Genomic DNA, 2,003 nt, shown 5'->3' on the forward strand with positions numbered 1-2,003 from the left:
GCCCCGGCCGCCGTGGCCGCCGCGTTCGCGCCGGAGGCCGCGCCGACGGAGGAGCGGCGGCGCGACGCGACGCTCCCGCTGGCGGTTCTGGTGGTGGGGACGGGGGCGCTCGCCTTCGGGATCCGCCGCCGGATCGACGACGCCCGGCCCGCCCGGCGCGAGACGGACTGAAGCGCGGACGGATCCGGGATCCGCGACGATACGGGGGAGCCTCCACGGGCTCCCCCGTTCTTCGTCCCCGCGGCCGGGAGCTTGCGGAGGCGGGACCGGCGGACGGACGGTGTGCGAGCGGGCGCCCTGCAGCGGAGGAGCGGAGCGGGATGGCGGAGAAAGTCTGGTGCGTGTTCCAGCGGCTTCCGGGGGAGGGCTGCCCCACGCTCTCGGCCGTGTGCGCCACGCGCGAGGTGGCGGAGGAGATGGTGCGCCTGAGCGAAGAGGACGAGCGGGAGCAGGGCCGCCCCCCGAGCGCCTGGACGATCGGGGCATGGGGGGTGCTGGCCGGCGACCTGGGAGAGATCGACGACATCCAGCACCTGAGCGACGTGCTGGACCCCATGCGCGCGGGCGCGGTCCCGCCCGAGGAGACGGGGGACGTGCCGGAGGCGGAGCGGGATGCTGCCGTTCCCGGCGAGCGGGGCGAAGGCTGAACGACGGCGGGGGAGAGCGATGCGACAACCGTGGGAGCCGGGGGAGACCCCGGAAGAGCAGACGGCGCGGCGGGAGGCGTACCAGCGGCTGGTGGACGCCGCCCGGCGCGTGGGGCTCCCGCTGGAACGGCTGAGCGGCGCGCTCCGCGAGGTGGCCCGCAACGAGACGGAGACCCGCCGCTTCCTGGCGGAGGAGGTCTACGGCGTCCCGGACGAGCTGCTGGACGACATGGTGCGGATCCGGCTGGGGGACCTCGGCGGGGCGTAGGGCGCCGCTCAGCCGCCGAGCGCCCTGCGGATCTCCTCCTCGGTGGGCTCTCCCTCCAGCACGAAGACGACCCCCTCGGCGGGGACCACCTCCGGGAGCGGGGTGCCGGGCGCGGGATCGCCGGCCAGCGTCATCAGCCCCTCCTTCTCGTCGCCCAGCTCCAGCTCGATCGCGGAGCCCAGCATCCCCTCGGAGACCTCGCCGCGGAGCTTCCCCTTGCGGATCTTCACCCCGTTGGGGAGGGTGGTGCCCGCGCGGATCAGCGGGTAGCTGGCCCCCTCCGCCACGTTGGAGGCGCCGGTGACGATCTGCCGCGTCGCCTCGGTGCCGTCGTTCACCGTGCAGACGCGCAGCCGGTCCGCGTTGGGGTGCTGGGTGACCGCCTCCACGCGCCCCACCACCACGGGGCGGAGCAGCTCCGCCAGGGGGACGACGCGTGCGACGGCGATGTCGGCGCCGCGGAGGCGGGCGGCGATCTCCTCCGGGGTGCCGGACAGGCCGGGGACGAGACGATGCAGGGCGCGGAGGCTCAGGTTCACGCGGTTGCTCCGGGGCTCGGGTGTGTCGGCTGCGAGGCCGACAAGGTACCGAACGGCGGTGCGAAGTGCGAGGTGCGAAGTGCGAGACGGCGCCCCGGCGCTCAGCCGCCCGGGGTCCCCAGCATCACGTCCATCTTGTAGAGCAGCCGGGGGAAGTCCACCGGCTTGCTCTCGTACTCGTCGCACCCGGCCCGGAGCGCCCGCTCCCGGTCGCCGGGCATGGCGTGCGCGGTGAGGCCGATGATGGGAATGGGCCGCGTGGAGGGCTCCGCCTTGAGCGCTGCGGCCAGCGTCCAGCCGTCCTTGCCGGGGAGGCTCAGGTCCAGCAGCACCAGGTCCGGGCGCTCCGCCGTCACCGCCGCCTCCGCCCCCAGCCCGTCCGCCACCTCCACCACCCGGAACCCCCGCCCGACCAGGCGGCGCGCCAGCGTCCCGCGCGTGGTGGAGTCGTCCTCCACCAGGAGCACCTTGCCGGACCGGGTGGGCGGGGCCTCCGCGCCGGCGGCGCGCCCGGGGCCCCGGTCGGCCGACGGCGCGTTCCGCTCCGCC

General features: G+C 75.9%; 4 protein-coding genes. 2 read left to right on the forward strand and 2 right to left on the reverse strand.

Annotation, left to right across the window (positions count from 1 at the left end; translation table 11 throughout):
• Window positions 1-320 precede the first annotated feature (320 nt).
• Window positions 321-647: a hypothetical protein gene (locus tag VGR37_12100; protein ID HEV2148137.1), complete on the forward strand. Its 327-nt coding sequence runs from the start codon at window positions 321-323 to the stop codon at window positions 645-647.
• Window positions 648-666: 19 nt separating this feature from the next.
• Complete coding sequence (locus VGR37_12105; protein ID HEV2148138.1) at window positions 667-915, forward strand: hypothetical protein; 249 nt, start codon at window positions 667-669, stop codon at window positions 913-915.
• 8 nt (window positions 916-923) lie between these two features.
• Here VGR37_12105 and VGR37_12110 read toward each other — a convergent pair whose 3' ends face one another.
• Both VGR37_12110 and VGR37_12115 read right to left on the reverse strand, forming a co-directional pair.
• A complete protein-coding gene (locus tag VGR37_12110) occupies window positions 924-1,454 on the reverse strand; it encodes a hypothetical protein (GenBank protein ID HEV2148139.1) in 531 nt (176 codons plus the stop codon).
• 101 nt (window positions 1,455-1,555) lie between these two features.
• Window positions 1,556-2,003: response regulator (locus VGR37_12115; GenBank protein HEV2148140.1), on the reverse strand; the 448-nt coding region annotated here is incomplete at its 5' end.

Source organism: Longimicrobiaceae bacterium, from assembly GCA_035936415.1.
Lineage (GTDB): Bacteria > Gemmatimonadota > Gemmatimonadetes > Longimicrobiales > Longimicrobiaceae > JAFAYN01.

What these genes read in the sequence shown, in the direction of transcription:
- VGR37_12105 (HEV2148138.1), top strand. Translation starts at nt 667, where the DNA reads ATGCGACAACCGTGGGAGCCGGGGGAGACCCCGGAAGAGCAGACGGCG.
- VGR37_12100 (HEV2148137.1), top strand. Translation starts at nt 321, where the DNA reads ATGGCGGAGAAAGTCTGGTGCGTGTTCCAGCGGCTTCCGGGGGAGGGC.